This is a genomic window from Stenotrophomonas sp. Ker107b (genome assembly GCF_053847245.1).
Genome location: NZ_JBSPHX010000004.1, coordinates 52,437 through 78,506 on the forward strand (window position 1 = coordinate 52,437; position 26,070 = coordinate 78,506).

Here is a 26,070-nt window from a genome sequence, read left to right on the forward strand (position 1 = left end):
CGGCGTTCACGGCTACAATCAGGGCATGCGCGTCTTCCTGCACCAACACGCCCGCGGTGCCGATCCGGCCCGCTATCTCCAGCTCACCCTGCAACCGGACCTGTTCGGTGGCTGGGAGCTGCTGCTCGAGTCCGGCCCCATCGGCGGGCGCGGGCAACTGCGCCGCGAGCTGCATCTGCAGGAAGCCCTGGCGCTGGCCGCGTTCGAGAAGGCGCGCGATGCGCACCTGCATCGCGGCTACGAAGTGACCTACACCAGTGGCGATCCGCCGCCCTGAGCGGCCACCGCTCCGCCATCGCCCTACCGCCAGAACCCCATTCGGCCCTGTGCCACCAGATCCCAAGGAAGCGTTCCGTGACCAGCCCCTCCCGCCATGATCGCCTGCTGCGCGCCCTGCGCCGCGAACCGGTGGACTGCACCCCCGTCTGGCTGATGCGCCAGGCCGGCCGCTACCTGCCCGAGTACCGCGCCACCCGCGCCAAGGCCGGCAGCTTCCTGGCGATGGCCAAGAACCCGGACATCGCCTGCGAAGTCACCCTGCAGCCGCTGCGCCGCTTCGACCTCGATGCCGCCATCCTGTTCTCGGACATCCTCACCATCCCCGACGCGATGGGCCTGGAGCTGTACTTCGTCGAAGGCGAAGGCCCGAAGTTCCGCCACCCGGTCCGCGACGCGGCCGCCATCGCCAAGCTGGCGGTGCCGGACATGGAAACCGAACTGCGCTACGTGATGGACGCGGTGCGCGTGATCCGCCGCGAACTCGATGGCAGCGTGCCCCTGATCGGCTTCTCCGGCAGCCCGTGGACGCTGGCCTGCTACATGGTGGAAGGCGGCGGCAGCAAGGACTTCGCCCGCATCAAGGCAATGGCCCTGAACGAACCGGCCGCCCTGCACCAGCTGCTCTCGGTCGTCACCGACGCGGTGATCGCCTACCTCGCCGCCCAGCGCGCGGCCGGCGCCCAGGTGCTGCAGGTGTTCGACACCTGGGGCGGCGTACTCAGCCCGACCATGTACCGCGAATTCTCCCTGCGCTACCTGACCCGCATCGCCCAGGAACTCGAACGCGGTGACGGTGCCGAACGCACCCCGCTGATCCTGTTCGGCAAAGGCACCGGCCTACACCTCGGCGCCCTCGCCGACACCGGCGCCGACGCCCTCGGCGTCGACTGGACCCTGGACCTCGCCGACGCCGTCGCCCGCACCGGCGGCCGCGTCGCCCTGCAGGGCAACCTCGACCCCACGACCCTCTACGGCAACCCCGCCGCCATCGAACGCGCCGCCGGCCAGGTGCTCGACAGTTACGCCCAAGGCAACGGCGGCTCGCGCGAAGGCCACGTCTTCAATCTCGGCCACGGCATGTCCCCCGACATGAATCCCGACCACGTGCAGGTCCTGGTGGAAGCTGTACACCGCTTGAGCCGACGCTGATCGCCGCTGGTGGATAGCCGGCCAGCGGCCGGCACTACCCGGGCATGGCCAGCGACGCACGCGTTCTGCATCCAGGACGCGTGCTTTCGGTTTTGCACCTCAAGACGACGTAAGCATCCCATCGAGTGCCTGATCGGCCCCGATCATTGCCGCGCTGCGCGCGGCCATCCACGCATGGCGTGGATCTACCCATGCCATTCCCGGCATCACGTCCATTCAGGGCATCAAGACGAACGTCTGATTTCCTGCATTTCCGCTTTTCCTGTGACAGCCAGACAACAGTCATGGGTGTGGCACGGGTGGGTTGGCGGGACCATGAGCGCCATGGATGGCGCGACATGAGCCTCCATGGACGGATGTACGGCGTGTCCCGCCGACCCACCCGTGCCGCACCCTCTCCGCGACACCGATCGCACCAATGCTTCGGCTTCGGCTTCAGCTCTTGACCACCCCCTGATCCCACATCGGCGATCATATCGCCCTCGTTGACGAAGGCCCGCACCATGATGACCAGCAGCTACGCCTCGATCCGGCCCCTGTTGTGGCTCGTATCGCTGGCCATCTTCATGCAGATGCTGGACTCCACCATCGTCAACACCGCCCTGCCCGCCATGGCCCGCAGCCTCGGCGAAAGCCCGCTGCAGATGCAGTCCGTTGTCTTCAGCTACGCCCTCGCCGTCGCCACCTTCATTCCCGCCTCCGGCTGGATCGCCGACCGCTTCGGCACACGGCGCACCTTCCTGGTCGCCATCATCCTGTTCACCCTGGGCTCGCTCGCCTGCGCCCTCGCCCAGACCCTGCACCAGCTCGTCGGTGCGCGCGTCCTGCAGGGCATCGGCGGCGCCATGCTGCTGCCGGTTGGCCGCCTGGCCGTCATGCGCTCGGTCTCGCGCGAAGAGTTCCTGCGCGCCATGAGCTTCATCGCCATCCCCGCCCTGATCGGCCCGCTGATCGGCCCCACCCTGGGCGGCTGGCTGGTCGAAGTCGCCTCGTGGCACTGGGTGTTCCTGATCAACCTCCCGATCGGCATCATCGGCTATGTCGCGGCCATGAAAATCATGCCCGACCACTACGCCGAGCACCGCACCCGCTTCGACATCGCCGGCTACCTGATGCTGGCCTTCGGCATGGTCGTGCTCTCTCTCGCGCTGGACGGCATCTCCGGCATGGCGACACCGCATGCGCTGGTCATGCTCATGACCGTCGCCGGCCTCGCCGCGCTCGTCGGCTACTGGCTGCATGCGGCCAACTCCACGGCGCCGCTGTTCTCGCTCGCGCTGTTCCATGTGCCCAGCTACCGCATCGGCATCCTCGGCAACCTGTTCTCGCGCATCGGCAGCAGTGCCATGCCGCTGCTCATCCCCCTGTTGTTGCAGGTCGGCATGGGCATGAGCCCGATGAACGCCGGCCTGTTGATGATCCCGGTCGCCGCCGCCGGCATGGTCTCCAAGCGCTACGCGGTCAAACTCGTCGAACGCTTCGGCTACCGCCGCGTGCTGATGGTCAACACGGTGCTGGTCGGTCTGGCGATGGCCAGTTTCATCTTCATGACACCCGGGCAACCCGTGTGGGTCCGTGTCGTCCAGCTGGCCCTGTTCGGCGCCGTCAACTCGCTGCAGTTCACCGTCATGAACACCGTCACCCTGCGCGATCTGGATCGCGACTTCGCCAGCGCCGGCAACAGCCTGCTCTCGATGGTGATGATGCTCGCCACCGGCTTCGGTGCCGCGGCGGCGGGCAGCCTGCTCGCCGCGTTCAACCACCTCGATGTAGCACACGGCGCCACCGCCGCATTGCACGCCACCTTCGTCTGCGTCGGCGCCATCACCCTGACCTCCACGCTGATTTTCTGGCAGCTGCCCGATACCCGGCCTTCGCCGCGCGATGTGGAAGAGGTTGCCGAGTAACGGTCCGCGGCTACCGGGTGGCGTGCAGGACGCGCGCGATCGCTTCCACCAGCAGATCACCGGTCACCGGCTTGCGCAGGAACCCATTGAAACCTGCTGCGCGCGCCTGCTCCTCGATCGCAGGGTCCGTGCGCGCCGTCACCGCGATGAACGGCATCTCGAAGCCCTGGCCGCGCAGGTGTTCGGCCAGCGCGATACCGCCCAGTCCCGGCAGATCCAGATCCATCAGCACCACGTCGAACAGCGCCTCGCTGACCTCGCGCAGTGCCGACAGGGCATGCTCGGCATGCACCACCTCGTGGCCACGCGCCGACAGCAAGCCGCGCACCACTTCGGCCACGGTCAGATCGTCCTCCACCAGCAGGATCCGCAAGGGGGTCAGCACCCACCGCTCGCCCTCGGCACCGACCACCTCGGCCGCCATGCCGGACTGCAACGCCAGCGGCAACGTCACCGTGAAGCGCGTGCCCACGCCGAGCTGGCTGCGCACGCCGATCTGCCCCTGCATCGCCAGGGCGAGTTCGCGGCAGATCGCCAGGCCCAGTCCGCTGCCGCCGTACTGCGCGGCAGTTCGTGCACCCTCGGCCTGCTCGAAACGGCGGAACAGGCGTTCCTGCTGATCGCTGCTGATGCCCGGTCCGGTGTCTGCCACCTCGATGTGCAGGCCCCGTTCGGCGGTGATCCCGCGCACGATCAGGCGGACTTCGCCATGGCGGGTGAACTTGACCGCGTTGCCCAGCAGATTGAGCAGGATCTGGCGCACGCGCAGTTCGTCGCCCACCGTACTGGTGCCCACCGGCAACGCATTGTCGACCACGAAACGCAGCCCCTTCTGCTCGGCCAGTGCCGCCATCAAGGTGCACACATCATCCAGCAGGCGCTGCAGATGGAACGGCTGCGCCTGCAGCTCCAGCCGGCCTGATTCGATCCGTGCCAGGTCCAGCGCATCGTTGACCAGATGCAGCAGATGCTCGCCGGCGTGCCGGATCGATTCGGTGTAACTGCGCTGCTGCGGATTCAAGGGCGAGGACAACAGCAGCTCGCTCATGCCCAGTACCCCGGTCATCGGCGTGCGCACCTCGTGCCCCAGATTCGCCAGGAAACGGGTCTTGGCCATCGAGGCCTGCTCGGCCAGCTCCTGCTTCTGCAGGGCCAGCTGGTACGCATGCCGGCGCTGCAAACGGCGCCGGTACAGCCAGGCGAACAGACTGAGCAACAGCAACACCGCCGAGGTCAGCAGCAACAGGCCGGTCAGACTGCGCCACCACGGCGGCTGCACGCGGAACTCAAGCACCTGCACCCGCGACCAGATGTGATCGGCCGAGCGCGCCTGCACCTCCAATCGATAACGGCCAGGCGGCAGGCGCGAGAACAGACGCTCCCCTGCCGGCCCCACTTCCACCCAGTCCGGATCGTAGCCAGCCAGCCGGTAGCGGTAATTGTTCGAGGTGGAATCGGCGAAGGACAGCAACCGCGCCACGATGCGCAGATCGCGATCACCGTCGGCGATGTCCAGCGGCGTGACGTGGGTCAGGTCGAGCACCCGCTCGCCGCGACGCACCTCCACGCGTTCGATCACCAGGGGCGCACGGCGCGTGGCCGGCTTGACCTGCTCCGGATCGAACACCACCACGCCGGCCGGGGTACCGCCGACAATGCGCCCGCTCGGCGTCAGCGTCAGCGTGCGGCGACGGAATTCCTGGCTGGGCAAGCCGTCATGCACGCCGTACGGACGCACGCTGCCGGTGACCGGATCAACGCGGATCAGCCCGCGCGCATTCGCCGCCCATACCACCCCCTGACGATCCACGACCAGCCCGGTCGCGGTCACCTCCGGATACCCGGCACTGCTGCCGATCACCGACTGCAGCGTGAGCCGACCGCTGTCCCAGCGATACTGCGAGAGCTTGCCTTCTTCGGACAGCCACACACTGTCATCCGCCGCGAAGGCGAACGCATGCACGCCACCGGATGGCCCGCCCGGTAAAGGTTCAAACCGCGAACGCGTCGGCACCCACTGCAGCATCCCCTGGGCGTTGGCTACCCACAGCTGATCCTGCGGACCACACTGGATGTCCTGCGCGATCTGCGTGGACGCCAGCCCGGCGTGACCGAGTGCGGCACGGTGCAGCACGCGCCCGTCCAGATCGCGCTGCTGCAGTCCGGTCGATGAGGACGTCCACAGGCGCTGGCCGTCGCATATCGCCATCGATTCAATCGCCCCGTCCATGGTCGCGTCAACCGCCGCCTGCCGGTCCCAGCGCCGGATCCGGTCGTGCTTGGGGTCATAGCGCAGCAGCGCATCCCACGAGCCGATCCAGACCTGTCCGCGCGGGTCTTCCAGCACCGACTGCAGCCACTGCGTGCCGTCGACCCAGGTACGATGCTGCTGGATCTCACCGCTGACCGGGTCGAACTTGTCCAATGCACCGTGGGTACCGACCGTCCACACGCCGCCATCGGCAGCCGCCCCCATGCCAAGCACATACGCATTGCGCAGCGACGCCGGGTCGTCCTCCAATCGCGACAGCACGGAGAACTGCCACCAGCGCGGCAACAGATGCCACAGCCCGCCGTTGGTGCTGGCCAGCCAGATGCCACCTTCGCGGTCTTCGTAGGCACCGGTCCAGTTCGGCCGCACCTGGCCTCGCGCCACCGCGCTGTACAGCGGCACCTGCTGGTACTGGTTGTTCATGGCCCGGCCCAGCCCGGAACGGGTATCGAGCCAGTACCCGCCCTGCTCATCACGCAGCATCATGCCCAGGATCTGGTCGCCCTCGGATACCTTCCACGGCGCCGGTTCGAAGCGGCCATCCGGTCGGCGGACGGTGACCCCGGCATTGCTGCTGATCCACAGGCTGCCGTCCGGCTCGGCGGTCAGGCCGTTGATCACGCGTGGCGTCAGCTGCGCGTCGGGAACCGGATCGAAATCATGGCCGGTCCACCGCGCCAGGCCGGCCTGGGTTCCGACCCAGAGGCTGCCATCGAGCGTGGTGGCCAGATAGCCGACCGACGCCGCCGGCAGGCTGCGCGGGTTGCCGGGTTCGGGCATGAACCGGGTCAGGGTGCCGTTGCGGTCCAGTCGATGCAGGCCGCCTTGGTTGGTCCCGAACCAGAGGGCGCCGTCCGGCGTGGAGGCCAGGCTCCAGATCGTATTGCTGCCGATCTCCGGATGGCTGTCACGATCGTAGAAACGGATCTCGCGCCGATCGGCCGACATCATGGCCAGACCGGCATTCTCGGTGCCGATCCAGACCTGGTTGCGCGCGTCCACATGCACGGTCCAGACATGGTTGTCGCGCAGGCCATCCTCGGCGCGCCAGACGCGGTAGTTGCGGCCGTCGTAGCGGGCAAGCCCATCGTTGGTGGCGATCCACAGATAGCCGAATCGATCTTCGGCCATGCGGTTGACGGTATTGGAGGGCAGACCGTCGAACACGGTGAGCTGCCGCGGCGTCGGCGGTACCGGCTGGGCCGACACACCTGTCGACCAGAGCACACACAGGCCGATCAGCAACGGCCATAGCACACGCAACACCAATGCCTCTCCCCGGGTCTGTCAGTGATTCCCTGCCGCCGCCCGGCAATGCCCGCATAGTAAACGGTTCCCCGCGCCGGCACGATCCGCTCAGCCCGGTCGCATCCGCCGCATTGCCGCCTGCAGCGCTTCGCCGGCCACGGGTTTGTGCAGCAGGCCATCGGCGCCGGCCAGCGTGACCTGCGCGACCAGGTCCGGATCACGGCGCGCAGTGACCACCAGCGCCGGCTGGCGATGGCCCTGCTGGCGGATCAGCCGCAGCAGTGACATCCCATCCATTCCAGGCAGATCCAGATCCAGCAGGATCACCTGCACGCCGCCACCGGCCAGCTGGGCGAGGGCCGACAGCGCATGGCCGGCGTGGGTGACGGTATGGCCGTGTACCCGGAGCAGACCGGAGACCACCTCGGCAACAAGCGGGTCGTCTTCCACCAGCAGCACATGCAGCGCGCCAGCAGCGAGCGGCGCGTCCGGAGTGTCGGGCTGATCCTGCTGCCAGGGCAGCGCCAGGCTGAGGCTACCCTGCCAGGTCCCATCGGCGCGCTGGAGCAGATGCAGGCGCCCGTGCTGGGCATGCACCAGTGCGTCGGTGTCAGTGAGCGCCTCGCGCAGCGTCGACAGCGCCGGCGACGGACACGCACCGGGGGTGGCGATCACATCCAGCAGCAGGCCCGCGCGTCCGGGCAGCGACGCCGCGCGGACCCCGATCCGTACCGCACCGGTGTGCGTGACCAGGGTCCACAGCAGGCTATCGAGCACATGGCGCAGCCGATCCGGGTCAGCCTCGATGCATGCACTGGCGGGCAGTTGCCGGCACAGCGCGAGTGCGCAGCCGCGATCGGCCAGCGGATCCACCAGCGCCGCCTGTACGCTGGAAAGCCACGCGGCCATGTGGACACGACGCGGCTGCAGCGGCAGCTTGCCGGCCTGCAACCGGGCCGTGTCGAGTGCGGTATCGATCACCTCCAGCAATGTGCGCCCCCCCTCCTGGATGCGCAGCACCTGCACACGTTCGCGCGGTGCGAGCGGCGCGATCAACAGCAGTTCGCTCATTCCCAGCACACCGGTCAACGGCGTGCGGATCTCGTGGCCCAGCGTGGCCAGATAGTGAGCCTTGGCCTCGGCCGCCTGCTCGGCACGCCGCTGCCCGGCTTCGGCCCGCTGGCGGGCGGTGTGACGGGCGTAACGACGGCGCGCCCGCCATAGGATGAGGGTCAGTGCGCCGGCACCGCCCAGCAGCAGCAACGCCCACGCGCCTGGATGAGACCAACCGCTGTACGCCACCTGCAGCCGGGTGGACTGCAGTGGCGACCAGCGTCCGTCCGCGCCGCGTGCCTGGTACTCCAGTACGTGTTCGCCTGCCGGCAGCCGTGGAAAGCCGCGCGTGCCGCGTTCCCCGGCACGGACCCACTCCGGGTCCTTGCCGCGCAACCGAAACCGGTAATCGCTCACCCCGCCATGGCTGCCGTTGAGCAGCCGGGCTGACAGTTGAATGTCGCGATCATCGGCATTGAACCGCAGCGGGTCCGCAGCGGGCAGCTCGATCCAGCGCCCCTGCCGACGCACCTTTACCCGGTCGATCACCACCGTCGCGGGCACCTTGGCACCGGCCATGCCTGCGGGGTCCCACGCCATCACATCCCCGTCCACATCAATGGCGAGGAGGTGACGTCCTGCTGCGATCAACCCGTGATCGAACACCATCATCGGCAGGCCATCATCGGCCGTGTAGAGCCGCACATCGCGTTGCTGCGGCTGTAGTCGCACCACGCCCCGTGCGCTGGTCGACCACAGCGCACCGTGGGCCTCTGCCAGCCCACGCGGCATCACCGACGGCAGCCCGTGTGCAGCATCGAAACGCACGACCCGACGCAAACGACCTGCGTCGTGGCGATAGGCCGCCCAGCCCTCCGCATCGGCCATCCAGAGCTGACCATCGGTGGCCAGATGCAGTACGCCGATCTGGCGCCGGGGCGCTTGGGGTACCGGCGCAAACCAGGCGTCGTCGGGACGCCATTGTTTGAGGCCTTCGCGATCCCACAGCCATGCCTGGCCGGCGGTGCCGCACGCCAGGGCGAAGGGCGCCGCCCCCGGCCGCAGCCGCGCCGCGTCGTACGACCACGTACCCAGTTCGACGCCCTGTGTGGTGCGTTGCTGCAGATGCCCCTGCCCCGCCAACCAGAGCTGGTCGCCACAGATGCGCAGCACGGCATATGCCGTGGCCACGCCCTCCGCGCCCTCCGCGTCAGGCAGGCGCCAGCGTTCGGAACGGCCGCGCAACGGATCCAGACGGGTGAGCCATGGCGCTGCGAATACCCACACCTGCCCATGACGGTCTTCGACCAGGACGTGCCGATCGGCCCGTTGTGGGTCATGCGCATAGGACCAGCGGCGCGAGTCGAATCCACGCGTGGGCGATACCTTGGTCAACCACCCGCCGCGCACGTACCACGCGTTGCCGTCGGCCGCAGGCGCCAAGGCACCCGCCGCTTCCCCGGCAGCGCCACCCGTGGCCTTGAAGCGCTCGGTGTGCCGCCATTGCGCGCCCAATCGCCACACGCCTTGATGACTGCCAAGCAGCCAGACCCGACCGTAGCGGTCTTCCACGACGCGTGCGATGCGCGGCAGCGTGCGTCCAGCGACAGCGGGCAGCGCGACCGCACGCGCATTCTGTCCCGTGCTGTCCTGCCACCACACCTGCCCGCTGTCGGAAAACCACTGCCCGCCGCCCCTGCTGTGCCCCAGCCATCGGCGGCCCGGGTTGCCCTCCCCGTTCGCTGGCTGCAGGCCCGGCAGGCGGCGCACCTGCGTGCCATCGGCGGTACTGGACCACACTGCTCCCTCGGCATCCAGGCCCAGCGCCGTCACCGGCAGCGTTGTCGCTCCCAGCAGCGTCGGCGGCTGAAACCGGTCGCCCTGCCACCGCGCCAGACCCGCCGCGCTGCCGATCCACACGCCGCCCCCGGCATCCGCGGCCAGCCTTTCCACCCGCGCCGACGGCAGGCCGCGGCCATCGGCAGCCGGCAGATACTGGCGCAAGCGCCCTTCGCGGCCGAGTCGAAACACCCCCGCTTCGCGCGTCCCGAACCACACACTGCCATCGGCCAGCGGCTGTACCGCCAGCACAGGGCTGGCCGCGGCAGTGCCGGTGCCCGGGCCGGCCCAGCGCGCAAGCTGCTGCCGGTCTGCCGACATGCGCTGAAGGTGGCCGTTGCCGGTCCCGATCCAGAGCTGGTCCTGGGCATCGAGCGCCATGCTCAGCACTTCGTTGTCGGCCAATCCCTCTTCCATCCGCCACACGCGGAAGCCGCTGCCGTCGTGCCGCGCCAGGCCATCGGCGGTGGCGAACCAGAGGTAACCCTGGCGATCCTCGACGATCTCATGGACCACGTTGGAAGGCAGGCCGTCAGCGGTGGTGACGCGCTGGGCAGGGCTGGGCAGTGCGAAGGCGGGAACCACCGCCGCCAGCCAACACACCAGTGCATACAGACAGCGCATCACCGCCGACCGGATGCCGTTCTGCGTGGGCACTGCGCCAGGCATGCCGCCAGCGTCGTCCGGCTCGCCGGCAAGCGCAGGAACATATCAAAACCTGCTGCCGCGGCGTCGCGCTCGACCGCGCTGTCCGCGCGTGGCGTGAGTGCCAGACGCCGGACTCCTGGCCACTGATACAGCAACCGCGTTGCGACCCGTTCCCCGCCAAGGAGGACATCGGGATCACTCGCGATCAGATCCCATGGCCCCATCACCACGCCCGCACCGGCAGGCTCATCGATGTCATGCACGGTCACCACGGTATGTCCAAGCGAGGCAAACAACGCGTGCAGCACCTCGGCCACCGGCGTCGCCGGCAGCACGAGCAGTACACGCAGTGGATTGACCGGCAGTGTGTCGGCGCGCACCGGCACGGCCACGTCATCGGCAATGGCAACGCAGCGCGACAGCGGTAATCGCACTTCGAAGCACGATCCCTCACCCGGCCGGCTCGACACCTCGATCTCGCCGCCCATGGCGCGGGCCAGATCACGCGATATCGCCAGCCCCAGGCCGGTGCCCCCGTAGCGTGCAGCCGTCTGTGCGCCATCGGCCTGTTCGAAACGCTGGAACAGGCGTGCGCACTGCGCCGCACTCATGCCCGGACCGGTGTCGATCACGCGCAGTACCACACCAAGACCATCCCTGCCTGCGCTCACTTCAAGGCGAACCGTGCCGCGCGCAGTGAACTTGACTGCATTGCCCACCAGGTTGAGCAGGATCTGCCGCAGATACCGCACGTCACCGTGGAAGCGTGCAGATGCCGGCAGCGTGTTGTGCCACGTCAAGGCCAATGCCTTGCGCTGCGCCACCGGCAGCAGCAACGCGTGTACCGCTTCAAGCAACGGCTCAAGCACGAACGCCGTCGGCTGCGGCGCCAGGCGCCCGGACTCGATGCAGGCCAGGTCGAGGGCATCATCCATCAACCGGAGCAGGTGCTCGCCGGCCTGGTGGATGCTGTCGACCCGACGGCGTTCGACCGGTGCAAGGGCCACCCGTGCCAGCAGTTCACTCCAGCCCAGCACGACCGTCATCGGCACGCGGATGCGTCCGCCCAGGCTGGTCAGGAACCGCGTGCGCTGCAGCGACGTCTGCTCGGCGTGGTGCTGCCGCGCGCGCAGCTGCTGCCAATGTCGCCGCCGCTTGCCGCGCCGGTGGCACAGCTGTACCGCCAACCAGACCAGAGCAAGACCGGCCGCACCTGCCCCACCTTTGGCGAGCGGTGTCTGCCACCATGCAGGAGACACCTGCAGCACCACGCGCCGAGCAGGCGACCAGCCGCCATCGCCCTGCCGTGCCTGGATGTCCAACGTGTGCAGGCCGACCGGCAACCGTTCAAACACGCGCTGACCGGCCGACCCGCTGTGCACCCAGTCCGGATCCTGCCCCTGCAGGCGGAACCGGTATGCCACGCGGGTCGGCGCGCCGCCCAGCAGACGTGCCGCCACGCGCACCTGACGGTCGGCACCGGACAGCGAGACCGGTGCCGTGCCGGTCGGCAGTGTGATCTGCCGGGACCCACGCCGCGCGGTGATCGCGTGCACGACCAGCCCGGGCATCCGCCGCGGCGGCATCACCGCCCCGGGCGCGAACAGCAGCAGACCACCTTCATGCACTGCAGCGGCCAGGCGTCCCTCGGCAGTGCGCACCAACCGCCGCGCCAGCACCTCCTGCGCCGGCAGGCCATCGTCACTGCCGAGCTGTCGCACGCCGCCACCGTGGGGATCGACACGGATCAATCCGCGCGGGCCTCCCGCCCATGCGATGCCCCGATCATCGACCACCAGCGCCCGTGCCAGCAGCTGCGGGTAGCCGTGAACAGCACTGAAACTGTCGGTCTTCCGCAGCTGCTGCCCATCCCACCGATACCGCCGCAGCATCCCCGGACCGCTTGCCCAGTAGTGCCCATCCGGCCCGCGGGCGATCGCCCCCACTTCCTCCTGGGGCGCCCCGGCGACCGCCGCGAAACGCTCCTGCGCCGGCAACCAGCGTTTGATCCCGGCACGATCGGTCGCCCACACCGATTCCCCGGCACCACACAGCAACTGGGGCCCGGCGACCGGTGGCACCAACCCCAGCGTCTGCGGTGTCGCCGACAGCTGCACTACGCCGTCAGCATCGCGTCGTTGTATCCGATCGGCCCGCGCCAGCCACAGTGCGCCATCACTGCAGACCTTCAGGTCCACGCCGCCGGCCGTGCTGCCCAGGTCCAGCAGCCAGTGCCGCATCCGGCCGGTGGTGGGCTCATAGCGGGAGAGCGTGTTGCCACTGGTCAACCACAGGCGCCCGCGTGGATCCTCCGCCATGCCGACCGCTGTCTGATGCATGCCCTCGGGCCGGTAGTCGATGCCCAGGCGGCTGGTGCCGGTGCGCAGATCCACGCGCTGCACGCGTCCACCGTCGGTGGCCACCCACAGCCGCTCGCCGCGCGAGGGGGCCAACGCCCACACATGCGCGCTGTCCAGACCGGGCAATCCATCCCGCGCAGCAGGCAACAGCGTGAACTGGTGCCAGCGCGCGGGCAGATGCCACAGCCCCTGATCGCGGCCCGCCCACCACATGCCGCCCAGCCGGTCCTGGAAAGCGCTGCCGATCGCCGGCGTCACCGTATCGCCATCGTGATCGCGAAGCGGTACCGGTTGCATCGACTGCGCGGCGCGATGCCGGGCCAGCCCTGACGGCCCGGTTGTCCATAGCTCACCCTCGCTGCTGCGCAGCACCGGCATGTCCATGCCCGATGGCGATGTGCCTAGGCTGCCGTCGTCGTCCCAATGGACCACGGTGCTGCGCGTGCGCCCCCAGACACCGCCCTGCGGATCGGGCCACAGGGAGTCGACCGGGCCGGTGTCGCCCGTCGGCATCGCGAGCACCGTGAACTGCGCACCATCCAGGCGCATCACGGCCTGCGGCGTAGCGACCCAGAGCCGCCCTGTGCGATCCACCACCAGCGCCGTGATCCTGCGCATCGGCACGCCGTCATGCAGCAGCGGCACCACGCGCCACCGGCCGTCGGGGTACCGCGCGAAGAGACCCTCCGTGCCCGTACCAACCCAGAGCGTGCCATCTGCGGTGCTGGTCATCTGCTCGATGCCGGTGCGTGGCAGCAGCACGCCCGCCGTACCCGGCTCGCTGTGGAAGACACGGCGATCGGCCGACAGTGCGATCAGGCCCTGCGACGCGGTGACAAGCCAGATGCGCTGGAGAGCATCCACATGCAGGGCGCGGAGGTCGCCGTCGGGCAACCCCTGCTCGCGCCGCCACGCACGAAAGCGATGCCCATCGAAGCGCAGCAGGCCGTCATCGCTGGCCATCCACAGATACCCCTCCCGGTCTTCGTCAATCGCGCGGATGACCGACGTCGGCAAGGCGTCGGCCGGCCCTACGCGTCGTGGCCAGGGCAGCGTGATCAAGCCCTCGGCGACCGTCGGCAAGGGCAATGACAGGACGACGATGAGCAGACGGGCTGCCCATCGCCTGCCCGCATGACTGCTTTGGCCTCCTGCCACCCGTACTCCGACACACCTCAGCTGCTCGAACAGCAAGGTATGTCGAGAGCGCGCCCGCGCCGTGCTTTGGACCGTGTGTGCGTCACACCTTGGTCAATCAACTTTCGAATTGGAAGCGCACATTCAACATACGACGCCGATAAACGACCCGCGCCGCGATCAGTACGGCATGGGGCGGCCGGCACGCGCCTGTGCGATGGCCTCCACCAGCAGGTCACCGGTCACCGGCTTGCGCAGGAAGCCATCGAAGCCAGCATCGAGCACCTGCTGCTCGGCATACGCATCCGAGCGCGCGGTGACCGCGATCAGCGGCAGCTCGTAGCCCATTGCCCGCAGTTGCCCGGCAATGGCAAGGCCATCCAGTGCCGGCAGGTCGAGATCGAGCAGACCGATATCGAACCGGTCGGCAGCCACTTCGGACAATGCCGCCAGACCGTGCAGCACGTGCACCACGTCATGCCCGCGGGTGCGCAGCAGGCCGACAATCACGTCGGCAACCGTCGCATCGTCCTCGACCAGCAGGATGCGCAGCGGGGGCAATGACGTGCGCAGTTCCTGGCCCGCCTCGCGCAGCGTGCCGACCGGCTGGACCGACCAAGGCAGGGGCAACTCCACGGTGAAGCGGGCGCCGTGACCCGGTCGGCTGTCGATGCCGATGCGACCGCCCATCGCCACCGCCAACTCCTGGCAGATCGCCAGCCCCAGCCCACTGCCACCGTACCGCGATGCGGTGCGTGGGCCATCGGCCTGCTCGAAGCGATGGAACAACCGCGCCTGTTGATCCTCGTTGATGCCAGGACCGGTATCGGCGACCTCGAACACGAGACCTCGCCCGTCATCGCACAGGTCGACGCCCAGCCCGACATGGCCGTGCTCGGTGAACTTGATCGCGTTGCCGAGCAGATTCATCAGGATCTGGCGTACGCGCATTTCATCGCCACTGGCCTGCACTGGCCCCGGCAGGGTGAAGCTGCGTTCGAAGGCCAGGCCTCGGTGGTGCGCCATGGGCTCCATCAACGCCCCCACCTGCTCCAGCAGCGACATCAGATCGAACGGGCGCAGGTCCAGCTCCAGCCGGCCCGCTTCGATGCGCGCCAGGTCCAGTGCGTCGTTGACCAACCGCAGCAGGTGCTTGCCGGCATGCTGGATCGAACCGGCATAGCCGCGCTGCACCTCATCCAGCGACGTAGCCAGCAGCAGCTCGCTCATGCCCAGCACGCCGGTCATGGGCGTGCGCACTTCATGACCGAGCGTCGCCAGGAAGCGGCTCTTCGCCTGCGAGGCCTGCTCGGCCAACTGCTGCTTGTGCACCGTGAGCTGCCATTGCTGGCGACGACGCAGGCGCGCACGGGCCACGTAGGCCACCACCGCAATCGCGATCAGGCCGAGCAGCACATACCCCACGATTGCCCAGCCGCTGCGCCACCACGGTGGGCGCACCTCCAGTGCGAGCGTGCTGGAAGGCGTCCAGTCGCCTTGTGGCGTGGCCGCCTGCACCTCGATGCGGTAGGTTCCCGATGGCAGGCGCGAGAGCAGGCGCTCGCCATCGGCCGCCTGCATCACCCAGTTCTGGTCATACCCGGACACGCGGTAGCGGTAGCGGTTGCCCTGCGGGTTGGCGAACGACAACAGGCGCGCGGACACGATCAGGTCGCGATCCCGCGGGCCGAGCACGATCGGTGCGTGCGTCGACAGCATCTGCTGGCCCTCGGCGTCATCGCGACGGACCTGCACGCTGTCGATCACCAGCTGCGAAGGCGGCAGCACCCTGTCCGGGGCATCCGGGTCGAAGCCGACCAAGCCGGTCGCGGTGACGGCCAGCACACGGCCATCGCGCGCCTGCACCGGTGGGCGGTTGCTGAACTCCACATCCGGCAGCCCGTCGCGCTCGCCATACAGGCGCAGGCGCCGTTCGGTGCCGTGCCAGCAGATCAATCCGCGCGGGGTGGTCGCCCACACCTCACCGTGCGTGCCCAGCGCCAGCCCGCCCATGGAGACAGGCGGCATGCCCTCGGCGGGGCCGACGCGCTCGCGCAGGCTCATGCTCAGCCCGTCCCAGTGATACCGTTCCAGCGCCCCCTGGCGGGCCAGCCAGAGTTCGTCCGGCCCGGTCCACGCCGCATCGTAGATGCTGCCGCGCGAGATGCCCGGCACCTGCACGAACCGGCCCTCGCGCCACCGCCGCAGGCCGATGCTGTCGCTCATCACCCACAGATCGCCACGCGGATCGAACACCATCTGTTCGATCGGGTTCTCGGTCAGCCCGCGGTCCTGATCGTTACGGATGGTATCGAGTACGTTGCCCTGCGCATCGCGCCGCTGGACACCGAAATTCATGATCGACAGCCACAGCTCGCCATTGGGTGCCTGCCGGATCAGGTCGATGCGCTGACGCACATCCGCGCCGCCGCCGATCTTCCATTCGCGCAGCGCGCCGGTCGCCGGCTGATACAGGCTCAGCCGGCCGGCACGGCCGATCCACACGGCGCCATCGTCGCGCGGCAACAGCGACCAGCCCGCACCGACGCCGATCTGCGTGTCATCGGCAATCTGCCGCAGCTGGCCCTGCGCGTCGAGACGGTACAGCCCGTGCGCGCCGGAGATGTAGAAGTCATCGCCGTGCGCGGCAGCGCCGAGCAGATAGACACTGTCCAGCGGCTTGCCATCGAGCTGGTACCAGCTGGAGAAACGCTTCCAGTCCGGCGGCAGGTACGCCAGGCCCTGAGTCAGCATCGCCACCCACAGCCCGCCCTCATGATCCTGCAGCATGTCCAGCACGCCACTGCGTGCAGTCAGGAAGCCGCTGCCGGCGTCGCCGGCGAGCAGCCGCATGGTGTTCGCATCGCCACGATACAGACCATCGGCGGTGCCCAGCCAATACCCGCCGTTGCGGTCATGAACGACATTGGCCGCGCGCACATCCGCGCTGAGCTTCCAGGGTGCCGCACGGGCCCGGTCGTCGGCATCGATGCGGAACAGGCCACCTTCGGTGCCGGCCCAGACAGTGCCGTCCGGCTCGCGGGTGAGGCGGAACACGCTCTTGCCCGCCAGCAGCGTGGGCGCGATGCGGGTGAAGCCATCGCCCTCCCAGCGGGCCACACCATTGGAGGTGCCCACCCATACGCGTCCCTGAGGATCGGACAACAGCGTGTAGATGGTGTTGTCAGGCAGGCTGCGCGGATCGTCCGGGTCGGCCTGGTACTTGACCAGCGTGCCGTCCTCGCTGCGCCGGCACAGACCATGCTGGTTGGTGCCGATCCACAAGGACTGCGCGGCATAGGCCAGCGACCAGAACTGGCCTTCGCAGGCCTCGCTCAAGGCGGAAAAACGGGTGAACGCCGTGCGTTCCGGGCCAAGCATGCTCAGGCCCACACCGTTGCTCCCCACCCAGACCCGGTCCAGCGGATCGACCAGCAGCGTTTCCACCTCGTTGCCGGGCAGCGAGCCAGGATCGGCCGGATCATTGCGCCACACCCGCAGGCCGACGCCGTCCACGCGGGCCAGTCCGTCATCGGTACCGGCCCAGATGTACCCCTGGCGGTCCTGGGCGAGCGCCAGCACCATGCGCGACGGCATGCCTTCGGCGGCGCTCAGACGGCGCAAACGTGGCGTTTCTGCCGATGTCCCTGCGGCTTCCAACACTGACGGCACTGCGCACAACCACAGCACCAACAGCACGATGCCTGCACCCCAGCGGCGCGTGCTCATCGATCCGGATCTCCCTAATGGTGAGGATTGTCACACAGCGATCAGGACGGTGTCCGCATTCTGGCCCTGCTGCCGTGGATGGAACGGGCTGTTCCCGCGGCAGGCGAGCGAGCCAGCACAGGCGGCCGGCGCTGTTGTCTGCCGCACCACGATCTGTTGCAGCCATGACGCTGCGTCCGATGACACGGCTGTGCGTATGATCGCCCCAGACCCTGATGGAGGCTGCGACGTGCTGAAGCGCCTGACACTTTCCCTGCTGCTGGCCGCCACCCCGCTGCTCGCCACTGCCGCGCCGGACCGCTATCGGCTGGACCCGGTGCACACCCGTGTGCTGTTCGCGGTCGAGCATGCCGGTTTCTCGCATGCGTTGGGGACGGTATCAGGCAGCGACGGCGTGCTGGTGTTTGATCCGGATGACTGGCGCAGCGCGCGGCTGGAGGTCAGCGTGCCGATCCAGCGCCTGGACCTGGGCGACGCCAAATGGAATACCGCCACGCTGGCGCGCAACCTGCTCGATGGCGAGCGATTCCCGGAGGCACGCTTCGTCTCCACGCATGTCGAGCCCATCGATCCGACCCACGCCAACGTTACCGGCCAGCTCACGGTACGGGGGGTGACCCGCGAGGTGACCCTGGCGGTCACCCTCAACGCACTCAAGCGGCATCCACTTCCTCCGTTCCGCCGTACCGCTGGCTTCTCGGCCACCGCCACGCTCAGCCGCAGCGCCTTCGGCGTGGATGGCTGGGCCTCGATGATCGGTGATGAGGTGCAGTTGCGGATCGAGGCCGAAGCCGTGCGTGATCGCAACGCCGGCGATCCTGCCGATACCGCTCCCACCGAGGCACCGGGAACTCCCACCGCCCCGGCCGACTCAGATACCCCACAGCCGGTCCAGGAGACCACGCCATGACCGCCAAGAACACCCCGACCCGATGGGGTGGCGTCAGCCAGACCCTGCACTGGCTGATCGCCATACTGATCCTCGCCCTGGGCATCGTCGGGCTGACCATGGGCGAACTGCCCAGGACCCCGAAGTACTTCTGGGTCTACACCATGCACAAATCGATCGGCATCACCGTGCTGGCGCTGGTCGTGACCCGCCTGCTGTGGCGCCTGTACGCCGGCACACCACACCCGGTGCCGGGCACGCCGACGTGGCAGGAGCGCATCGCCTCGGCAACCCATTGGCTGCTGTACGTGCTGATGTTCGCCATTCCGCTGTCGGGCTGGCTCTACGACTCGGCCAGCGGCCTGCGTCCATTCCGCTGGTTCGGGCTGGTCGACGTGCCGAAGCTGAGCCCGCCGGACGAACGCGTCACCCAGATCTCGCACGCCATCCATGAGTGGGGCTTCTGGCTGTTGATCGCCGTGGTCGTGGCCCATGCCGGTGCGGCGCTTTATCACCATTTTTACCAACGCGATGCCACGCTTGCGCGCATGCTCCCGCAGCGCTGGCTTGCCTCCCCCCAGAAGGATTGACCATGAACATCAAGCTCACCTCTCCCGCCGCCGTCGCTGCCGCCCTGGCCGGGCTGCTGGCCACTGCCCCGGTGCTGGCAGCCGACTACGTGCAGGCGCCCGGCTCGGTGCTGGCCTTTGCCACCAAGTACGACGGCGAAGTGTTCACCGGCACCTTCCCGGGCTTCGACACCCGGATCAGCTTTGATCCGGCCAAGCTGGACGATGCCAAGCTGGAAGTGACCATTCCGCTGGCCAGCGCCAAGAGCGGCAACAGCGACCGCGATTCGACCCTGCAGGGCGCGGACTTCTTCAACGTGGGCAAATTCGCCCAAGCCAAGTACAGCGCCACCAAGTTCCGCTCGCTGGGCAACAACCAGTACGCGGCCGACGGCACGCTGGAACTGCGCGGCGTGAGCAAGCCGGTCACCCTGACCTTCACCTGGACCCCGGGCGCGCAGCCGGTGCTGGCCGGCAAGGCCACGGTCAAGCGCCTGGACTTCGGTGTGGGTGGCGGCGACTGGGCCGACACCAAGACCATTCCGAACGAGACCGCGATCAGCACGAAGGTGGTCCTGAAGGCGAAGTAACGTCAGATGGCGGTAGTGCCGGCCGCTGGCCGGCTCCTCGCGCGATGATCGACTCCCGGGAGCCGGCCAGCGGCCGGCACTACCGCATCCAGCACCGCCAAGCGGCGCTGCGTGTCAGCCGATCCAGGCCTGCAGCCCCGCCACATCGAACGGCCAGTCCAGTTCCCGCCCCTGCGCATCGCGCAGCACCGGCACCCGCCGCCCGTAGCGGGCCTCCAGCGCGGTGTCGTCATCGATGAACACACTGTCCAGATCGGCCACCCGGGCCTGGGCCAGCACCGCCAGGGCCTGGTCGCACAACTGGCAGTCATCACGCTGGTACAAGGTAAACACCGGCCCACCCGCCTTGGGAAATGTTGCGCCGCACTCAAGGCTGGCGCCTGCGACAGCATAGAATAGCGCTCCATCCGATACCCGCAGTTTGGCAATCATGGCTGTCAGCACGTTCGACGTTTTCAAGATCGGCATTGGCCCGAGTTCTTCGCACACCGTGGGACCGATGAAGGCTGCCGAACGTTTCGTGCACCGCTGGCTGCTCGATCCGGGCCATCTGCAGGACGTGGTGCGCATCCGCGCCGACGTCTACGGCTCGCTGGCCCTGACCGGCCGTGGCCATGGCACCGACAAGGCGGTGCTGCTCGGTCTGGAAGGCCAGCGCCCGAACCTGATCGATCCGGACATCATCCCCGAGACGCTCGAGCGGATCCGCAGCAGCAAGCGCATCCGCCTGATGGGCCAGCATGAGATCGCCTTCGACGAGAAGCGCGACCTGGGCCTGAACAAGCGCCAGAAGCTGCCGTACCACACCAACGGCATGCGCTTCACGGCTTACGGTGCGGACGAGCAGGTGATCGCCACGCGCGATTACTACTCCGTCGGCGGCGGCTTCGTGGTCAACCAGGACGACGCGGCCGATGACCGCATCGTTCCTGATGAAACCCCGCTGCCCTACCCGTTCAAGAGCGGCGATGAGCTGCTCGCGCAGACCGCCCGCAGTGGCCTGAGCATCGCCCAGATGATGTTCGAGAACGAAAAGTGCTGGCGTACCGAGGACGAGATCCGCGACAGCCTGCGCGAGATCTGGAGCGCCATGCAGGCCTGCGTGGAGCGCGGCATCCGTCAGGAAGGTACCCTGCCCGGCGGCCTGCATGTATCACGCCGCGCCCCGGCGCTGTACCGCGAACTGTCCTCCAAGCCGGAAGCGGCGATGCGCGACCCGCTGACCACGCTGGACTGGGTCAACCTGTACGCGCTGGCCGTGAACGAAGAAAACGCCGCCGGTGGCCGCGTGGTGACCGCACCGACCAACGGCGCAGCCGGCGTACTGCCAGCGGTGCTGCACTATTTCGACCGTTTCTGCCCGGGCGCCAACGAACAGCGCGTGTTCGATTTCCTGCTGACCTCCGCGGCGATCGGCATCCTGTACAAGGAAAATGCCTCCATCTCCGGTGCCGAAGTCGGCTGCCAGGGCGAAGTGGGCGTGGCCTGCTCGATGGCGGCCGGCGGCCTGGTCGCCGCACTCGGCGGCAACCCGAGCCAGATCGAGAATGCCGCTGAAATCGGCATGGAACACAACCTCGGCCTGACCTGCGACCCGATCGGCGGGCTGGTGCAGATTCCCTGCATCGAGCGCAATGCAATGGGCGCGGTCAAGGCGATCAACGCCTCGCGCATGGCGATGCGTGGCGATGGCAAGCACAAGGTCTCGCTGGACAAGGTCATCAAGACCATGCGCGATACCGGCCGCGACATGCAGGACAAGTACAAGGAAACCAGCCGCGGCGGGCTGGCGGTCAACGTCATCGAGTGCTGAAACCGGACGCGGCCGCTCAGCGGCCGCTGTTCATACGTCTCGCCACGACAGCAACACGACACGGTCACGACAGCGGCCACGTGCGTCCAGTAAAGTCGGGCTTCCCCTCTTGGAGACCGCCATGCGCATCCTGGCTGCCGCCCTGCTTGCCTGCCTGCCGCTGACCACCCTCGCCGCTGAGACTTACGGCCCGCGGCTGGAAGGCTTCGACTATCCGTACCCCGTGAAGATCTTCCGGTTCGAGTCTCAGCGCCAGCCGCTGGAGATGGCCTATATCGACGTGCCCGCCGGTGGCAAAGGCTTCGCCGGGACGGTCGTGCTGCTGCACGGCAAGAATTTCTGCGCGGCCACCTGGAAGGACACCATCGCGGCACTGAGCGCGGCCAGCTACCGGGTGATCGCGCCGGACCAGATCGGTTTCTGCAAATCGAGCAAGCCCGAGCGCTATCAATACTCGTTCGGTCAGTTGGCTGCCAATACCGAAGCGTTGCTGGAGCATCTGGGCTATGGCGAGGGCAAGCTGCACATCGTCGGCCATTCAATGGGGGGCATGCTCGCCGCGCGCTTCGCGCTGATGTACCCGCAGCGCACCCTCAGTCTCTCGCTGGTCAACCCGATCGGACTGGAAGACTGGAAGGCCAAGGGCGTGCCATGGCGCAGCATCGACGCTTGGTATGCGGGCGAGCTGAAGACCAGCTTCGACAGCATCAAGAAGTACCAGCTCGACGTCTATTACAACGGCCAGTGGAAGCCCGAGTACGAGCAATGGGTGCGCATGCAGTCACGCATGTACGACGGCCCCGGCAAACAGGCGGTGGCATGGAGCCAGGCGCTGACCTCGGACATGGTGTTCAACCAGCCGGTGGTCCATGAGCTGCCCAGGCTGACCGTGCCAACCACACTGTTCATCGGCCAGACCGACCGTACTGCAATCGGCCGCGATCTGGCACCGCCCGCCCTGAAAGCGACGCTCGGCAACTACCCTGCGCTGGGCAAAGCGGCGGCGGCAGCGATCCCAGGCGCCACCCTGGTGAGCTTCGAGGATCTGGGCCACTCGCCACAGGTGCAGGACCCGGACCGATTCAATGCGGCACTGCTGAAGGCAATCTCAAAACACGACTGACCTGCCCACCACCCCGGCAGTGCCACGCCATGCGTGGCAGCGGCCGTCCTCAGCGTTCTCCGCCGACGCAGCAAGCCCACCCTTGGCGCTACCGTGTGCCTTGGTGCGATCGCACGGCATTCAGCGCCGCACGATCGCCAGCACGTCGTCCAGCAACGCGGCGGCGGTGACGTCCGCCCCGGCGCCCGGCCCCTGGATCAGCAGCGGCTGGGCGTGATACCGGTCGCTGTGGATCGCGACCCGGTTGTCGGTCTGTGCACCGCCGGCCAGCGGATGATCGCGCGGGAGCACGCGCAGCCCAACCGCCGCTCCGTCGTGGTCGAAACCACCGACGAAACGTAGACACCCTGCTTGTTCCTGCGCCTGCTGCCAGTAAGCTTGCAGCGGTGCGTCCAGCACAGAAAGCTGACCCAACGCATCCGTCGGTGACAGCGCGGCGAGCGCGTCAGGTACCAATGAAGCGACCTGCACCTGCTCGGCACGCAACGCGATGCCGCTGGCGCGCGCCAGGATCAGCAGTTTGCGACGGACATCTTCGCCGGAAAGATCCACACGCGGGTCCGGCTCGGTGTAGCCGGCCTCAGCCGCCTCACGCACCCACGCCGAAAACGGACGCTGGCCATCGTACTGATGGAACAGCCACGCCAGCGAACCGGACAACACGCCCTCCACGCGATGGATGCGATCGCCACCGGCAACCAGCGCGCGCAGGCTGCTCAGCAGCGGCAGGCCTGCCCCCACTGTTGCACTGTCGCCGTAATGCGCAGCGCCCTGCTGGCCGCTGTCGGCGATGGCCTGCGCACGGGCCAACTGTGCGCCTTGGCCGAGCTTGTTGGCGGTCACCACGTGCACGCCCCGCGCCAGCCACTGTTCGTGCCAGTTGGCGACCTCGTCACTGGCGGTCGCATCGACCACCACATCGCCACGCTGGAGGCCTTCGGCTTCCGCCCAGGGCTGCAACGCCACCGCGCCGCGTGCGGCCAGGTTGGCCTGGGCGAGTTCCTGCGCGGGGGTCTGTTCGCAGGCACGCGCCGTGCGCGAGTTGGCCAGCCAGGAGAACGACGGCAGCGTGACGCCGCGATCCTGCAGCGAGGCATAGCGCTGAACGAAGGCGGTGCCGACCGTGCCGGTGCCAAGCAGCGCCAGACGACGCTGTGCTGCCAGCGGAAGGTTCAACACGGCGCTCATGCATCCACCTGTTTACGGCGCTGCACGTCGCGGTGCTGATCGATCACGACCTGGGCGCGTTCCAGCCCGGCCTGCAGATCGGCCACCAGGTCTTCCGGCGACTCGATACCGACCGACAGGCGCAGCAGGCCCTCGCTGATGCCGGCGTGCGCACGCGCTTCCGGGGTCATGGCCGCGTGGGTCATGGTCGCCGGGTGCGCGATCAGGCTTTCCACGCCGCCCAGCGATTCGGCCAGGGTGAAGCAGCGCAGGCCATCCACGAAGGCGCGCACCGCCGCATGCGGATCCTCGCCCGGGCACGAGGCCAGTTCGAAGGACAGCATCGCGCCGAAGCCGCTCTGCTGACGGGCCGCGATGGCGTGGCCGGGATGATCGGCCAGGCCCGGGTAGTACACGCTGGCGACCGCATCGCTGGCGGCCAGCAGCTCGACCACGGCCGCCGTGTTCTCCTGATGGGCGCGCAGGCGTGCACCCAGCGTACGCAGGCCACGCAGGGTCAGGAAGGCATCGAACGGCGAACCGGTCAGGCCCAGCGCGTTGGCCCACCACACCAGTTGCTCGTGCACCGCCGGATCACGCGCGATCACCGCGCCACCGACCACATCGCTGTGGCCGTTGATGTACTTGGTGGTCGAATGCAGCACCACATCGGCACCGAAGCTGATCGGCTGCTGCAGCGCCGGCGACAGGAACGTGTTGTCGACGACGACCTTGGCACCGGCCTTGTGCGCGGCATCGATGACGAAGCGCAGGTCGGTGATGCGCAGCAGCGGGTTGGACGGGGTTTCGATCAGCACCAGGGTGGGCGACTGCGCCAGCGCATCGGCCAGTGAACGCGGATCGGTCAGGTCGGCGGTGATCAGGCCGAAGTGGCCCTTCTTCGCCAATGCGTTGAACAGGCGCCAGCTGCCGCCGTACGCATCGTGCGGCACCACCAGGGTATCGCCGGGCTGCAGCAGTGCGTTGAGCACCAGATTGATCGCGCCCATGCCCGTGGAGGTGATCACGCCACCGGCGCCGCCTTCCAGTTCGGCGAGTGCTTCACCCAGCAGATCGCGGGTGGGGTTGCCGCTGCGCGTGTAGTCGTACTGGCGCTTGTTGCCGAAGCCATCGAAGCTGAAGTTGGAGGACAACACGATCGGCGGGGTCACCGCGCCGTGGGCGGTGTCACGGTCGATGCCGGCACGCACGGCGGCGGTGACGCGGCTACAGGACGGCTCGGTACCAGCGGAACGGCTCATGCGGATTCTCCGGGGGATCGAAAAGCGGTGGCGAGGATCGCGTCGATGCGATCGGTTTCTTTCAGGAAGGCGTCGTGGCCATAGGGCGAGCGCAGCACGCGCAGGCTGCCGCGCGGGCCCAGCCCTTCCACCAGGCCGACACAGTCAGCCAGCGGGACCAGGCGGTCACCCTCCACGGCAACGACGACGGTCGGCACCTGGATGGCGGCGGGGTCGATGCGGTGCAGGTCGATCGATTCGGACAGGCGCAGGTAAGCATCGACCGGGGTGCGGGCGACGTACTGCGCACCGGCTGCATCCAGATAGTCCTCGGCGGCAACGCGCACGCGGCCATTGACCACTTCCGGCGCGGCATCGAAGCGCTCGCCGAACTCTTCCGGCGTGCGGTAGCTGAGCATGGCGAACTGGCGCGCCAGCGACAGCCCGTGGCTCTCGGCGCATTGCAGCTGACCCAGCGCGACCGCACGGCGCTGCAGCGCGCGCCAGGCCGCGGCATACGGGTGCGGGCGATGCGCACCACTCACCGCGATCAGCTTCTGCACGCGCTCGCGATGACGGATCGCGAACTGCTGGCCGACCAGCGCGCCGTAGGAGTAGCCCACGAAGCACTGCAGGCGGGCGATGCCGAGATGGTCGAGCAGCAAGGCCAGCGCGTCGGCCTGGTCGGCGGTATCGATCGGCAGGTCCAGCGCGCCGTCGGCGCCGATGAAATCGAACGCCAGGATGCGCAGCGAGGCCGGATCCAGCGCGCGACCCGTGGCCACCAGGCCCTCGGCCCAGCCCTTTTCGGGGAATTCGGCATTCGCTGCCACATGGCGATGTGCAGAGATGCCGCCGGCCAGCACCACCACCGGCGCATCGGCACGGCCGACGCATTCGTAGCGCAGGCGTACCGGCCGCGGTCCGCCGTGACGCATCGACAGCACCGCCGCGATATCGCCGCGCACGGCGTTCAGCCCGGCGTCGACGGGGACGCTGAGCGGGGCGAAGGAGTCGGTGGCGACAGGGGCGGCGGTGGCGAAGCGCATGGCGGTAT

Annotated in this window: 16 protein-coding genes; 8 read left to right on the plus strand and 8 right to left on the minus strand. The window is 68.3% G+C overall.

The window, feature by feature from the left end; translation table 11 throughout:
- Nucleotides 1-25 precede the first annotated feature (25 nt).
- The 3 genes from ACWV8V_RS17535 (at nt 26) to mdtD (ending at nt 3,335) form a co-directional block, all read left to right on the plus strand.
- Complete coding sequence (locus ACWV8V_RS17535) at nt 26-277, plus strand: WGR domain-containing protein (protein WP_259259483.1); 252 nt, start codon at nt 26-28, stop codon at nt 275-277.
- A gap of 77 nt (nt 278-354) precedes the next feature.
- Nucleotides 355-1,428, plus strand: a complete 1,074-nt coding sequence (gene hemE, locus ACWV8V_RS17540) for a uroporphyrinogen decarboxylase (RefSeq protein WP_455900335.1) — start codon at nt 355-357, stop codon at nt 1,426-1,428.
- A 503-nt stretch (nt 1,429-1,931) separates the two neighbouring features.
- Complete coding sequence (gene mdtD / locus ACWV8V_RS17545; protein ID WP_455900336.1) at nt 1,932-3,335, plus strand: multidrug transporter subunit MdtD; 1,404 nt, start codon at nt 1,932-1,934, stop codon at nt 3,333-3,335.
- Nucleotides 3,336-3,345: 10 nt separating this feature from the next.
- Here mdtD and ACWV8V_RS17550 read toward each other — a convergent pair whose 3' ends face one another.
- From ACWV8V_RS17550 to ACWV8V_RS17565, 4 genes are all read right to left on the minus strand, one after another.
- Nucleotides 3,346-6,876 carry an ATP-binding protein gene (locus ACWV8V_RS17550; RefSeq protein WP_455900337.1) on the minus strand — a complete coding sequence of 1,177 codons (3,531 nt, stop codon included), beginning with the start codon at nt 6,874-6,876 and terminating at the stop codon, nt 3,346-3,348.
- Nucleotides 6,877-6,963: 87 nt separating this feature from the next.
- Nucleotides 6,964-10,371: a response regulator gene (locus ACWV8V_RS17555; RefSeq protein ID WP_455900338.1), complete on the minus strand. Its 3,408-nt coding sequence runs from the start codon at nt 10,369-10,371 to the stop codon at nt 6,964-6,966.
- Nucleotides 10,371-13,772 (minus strand): ATP-binding protein, encoded by a 3,402-nt coding sequence (locus ACWV8V_RS17560; protein ID WP_455900339.1) that lies wholly within the window; start codon nt 13,770-13,772, stop codon nt 10,371-10,373. The genes ACWV8V_RS17555 and ACWV8V_RS17560 overlap by 1 nt, the downstream gene beginning before the upstream one ends.
- A 300-nt stretch (nt 13,773-14,072) precedes the next feature.
- Nucleotides 14,073-17,621, minus strand: coding sequence for a hybrid sensor histidine kinase/response regulator (locus ACWV8V_RS17565; RefSeq protein WP_455900340.1), 3,549 nt, complete (start codon nt 17,619-17,621; stop codon nt 14,073-14,075).
- Between the two features lie 196 nt (nt 17,622-17,817).
- Between ACWV8V_RS17565 and ACWV8V_RS17570 the strand changes: the two genes are divergently transcribed.
- Genes ACWV8V_RS17570 through ACWV8V_RS17580 form a run of 3 tightly spaced genes read left to right on the plus strand, consistent with a single transcriptional unit; the run spans nt 17,818 to nt 19,669 of the window.
- Nucleotides 17,818-18,531 (plus strand): YceI family protein, encoded by a 714-nt coding sequence (locus ACWV8V_RS17570; RefSeq protein ID WP_455900341.1) that lies wholly within the window; start codon nt 17,818-17,820, stop codon nt 18,529-18,531.
- On the plus strand, nt 18,528-19,100 hold the full coding sequence (locus tag ACWV8V_RS17575; RefSeq protein WP_455900342.1) for a cytochrome b: 573 nt from the start codon (nt 18,528-18,530) through the stop codon (nt 19,098-19,100). Before ACWV8V_RS17570 ends, ACWV8V_RS17575 begins: the two co-directional genes overlap by 4 nt.
- Nucleotides 19,101-19,102: 2 nt before the next feature.
- On the plus strand, nt 19,103-19,669 hold the full coding sequence (locus ACWV8V_RS17580; protein WP_019186059.1) for a YceI family protein: 567 nt from the start codon (nt 19,103-19,105) through the stop codon (nt 19,667-19,669).
- 114 nt (nt 19,670-19,783) lie between these two features.
- Here ACWV8V_RS17580 and ACWV8V_RS17585 read toward each other — a convergent pair whose 3' ends face one another.
- Nucleotides 19,784-20,002, minus strand: coding sequence for a glutaredoxin family protein (locus ACWV8V_RS17585; protein ID WP_455900343.1), 219 nt, complete (start codon nt 20,000-20,002; stop codon nt 19,784-19,786).
- A 97-nt stretch (nt 20,003-20,099) separates the two neighbouring features.
- Here ACWV8V_RS17585 and ACWV8V_RS17590 point away from each other — a divergent pair, with 97 nt between their 5' ends.
- Nucleotides 20,100-21,482 (plus strand): L-serine ammonia-lyase, encoded by a 1,383-nt coding sequence (locus ACWV8V_RS17590; RefSeq protein WP_123730460.1) that lies wholly within the window; start codon nt 20,100-20,102, stop codon nt 21,480-21,482.
- A 121-nt stretch (nt 21,483-21,603) separates the two neighbouring features.
- Nucleotides 21,604-22,605 (plus strand): alpha/beta fold hydrolase, encoded by a 1,002-nt coding sequence (locus ACWV8V_RS17595; RefSeq protein WP_455900344.1) that lies wholly within the window; start codon nt 21,604-21,606, stop codon nt 22,603-22,605.
- Nucleotides 22,606-22,725: 120 nt separating this feature from the next.
- Here ACWV8V_RS17595 and ACWV8V_RS17600 read toward each other — a convergent pair whose 3' ends face one another.
- The 3 genes from ACWV8V_RS17600 to metX are packed head-to-tail and all read right to left on the minus strand — an operon-like array spanning nt 22,726 to nt 26,062.
- Nucleotides 22,726-23,793: a homoserine dehydrogenase gene (locus ACWV8V_RS17600; protein ID WP_455900345.1), complete on the minus strand. Its 1,068-nt coding sequence runs from the start codon at nt 23,791-23,793 to the stop codon at nt 22,726-22,728.
- Nucleotides 23,790-25,034 carry an O-succinylhomoserine (thiol)-lyase gene (locus tag ACWV8V_RS17605; protein ID WP_259259471.1) on the minus strand — a complete coding sequence of 415 codons (1,245 nt, stop codon included), beginning with the start codon at nt 25,032-25,034 and terminating at the stop codon, nt 23,790-23,792. Before ACWV8V_RS17605 ends, ACWV8V_RS17600 begins: the two co-directional genes overlap by 4 nt.
- Nucleotides 25,031-26,062 (minus strand): homoserine O-succinyltransferase MetX, encoded by a 1,032-nt coding sequence (metX, locus tag ACWV8V_RS17610; RefSeq protein ID WP_455900346.1) that lies wholly within the window; start codon nt 26,060-26,062, stop codon nt 25,031-25,033. Before metX ends, ACWV8V_RS17605 begins: the two co-directional genes overlap by 4 nt.
- Nucleotides 26,063-26,070 lie beyond the last annotated feature (8 nt).